1 protein-coding gene is annotated in these 1,190 nt (G+C 43.6%); it reads right to left on the bottom strand.

Translation table 11 applies throughout. The features are described from left to right. Positions 1 to 60: 60 nt before the first annotated feature. The coding region (locus BLV90_RS15875; protein ID WP_091743085.1) for an RNA-guided endonuclease InsQ/TnpB family protein at positions 61 to 1,190 on the bottom strand (1,130 nt) is incomplete at its 5' end.

Here is a 1,190-nt window from a genome sequence, read left to right as displayed (position 1 = left end):
GAGCTTCTCGCTTCATTGAATCGACCAACGTCGTATTCTCCACGAAGGCTTATTCCAAGCCTATATGAGGTTTTGTTTTAGCTGACCCTGTTCCATCATGGGTACAAACCCGATCGCCTTATAGAGGATATTTTTGGCGGCATTGATGTCTCGATCCTCTGTGTAGCCACAAGAGCACCTATGGACGCGATCTTTCAGTTCCTTCTTTACGATTTGACCACAGGCTGAGCAGGCTTGGGTTGTGTTGGTTGGATCAACCTGTATCACCTTTTTACCAGCATACTCTGCTTTGTAATTAGTGAACCGTACCAGTTGATCCCATCCAGCATCCACAATACTTTTTGCTAGTTTGTGGTTTTTCACCATCCCGCTGATATGTAGGTCTTCAAAAGCGATCAGATCATAGTGATCCACTAGATACCTACTGATTTTATGAGCGGTGTCTTTTCGTTGATTCGCTATGTATTCATGCATTTTCGCAAGGAGGGCGACCGCTTTTTTCCGTCTGTTTGACCCTTTCTTGCGTCTCGATACGTTCCTCTGTAGTTGTTTGAGCTTACGTTCTGACTTTCGAAGGTACTTGGGAGGGTCAAAAAATTTCCCATCGGAAGTAATAGCAAGGTGTTTGACACCTAAGTCGATTCCTACGCGTCCTCCTGCTTGATGGGCTACAGGCTCCACCTTGCAAGAAAAACAGGCATAGTATTTCCCATTCTTGCTAATAATGGAACAGGTTTTAACCTTCCCTTTCATCTGCCTGTGGCATTTGATACGCACCTTTCCGATCTTAGACAGTTTCAGAAATTGATCCTCCAACAAAAAGCCGCTCTGTGGGTAGGTGAAGCTGTTATAACGATTCTTTCCTCGAAAGCGTGGGTACCCTGCTTTGTCACCGGTCTTAAGTCTACGGAAAAACGCTTGAAATGCTTTGTCTAAACGGCGTAAGACATCTTGCAACACTTGAGATTGTACCTGTTTGAAAACAGGTAACTCCTTTTTCAATTGCGGCAACTCGTTTTGTTGCATGGAGTAACGGGTTGAAATGTTTCGATGCTTATAGGTGAACTTCCGTTGTTCTAGTGCAGTATTATACAGCCAGCGACACAAATTCAAGGTCGATTCGATGTGTTCAACTTGTAACGTTGTAGGTTCTAACTTGAACTTGTATGCTTTTAACATTGATTTTTCAC

It is taken from the genome of Marininema mesophilum (assembly GCF_900106775.1).
Taxonomy (GTDB): domain Bacteria; phylum Bacillota; class Bacilli; order Thermoactinomycetales; family DSM-45169; genus Marininema; species Marininema mesophilum.
The sequence above is the reverse complement of the archived record's forward strand: the minus strand, read 5'-3'. Positions and strand labels throughout refer to the sequence as shown.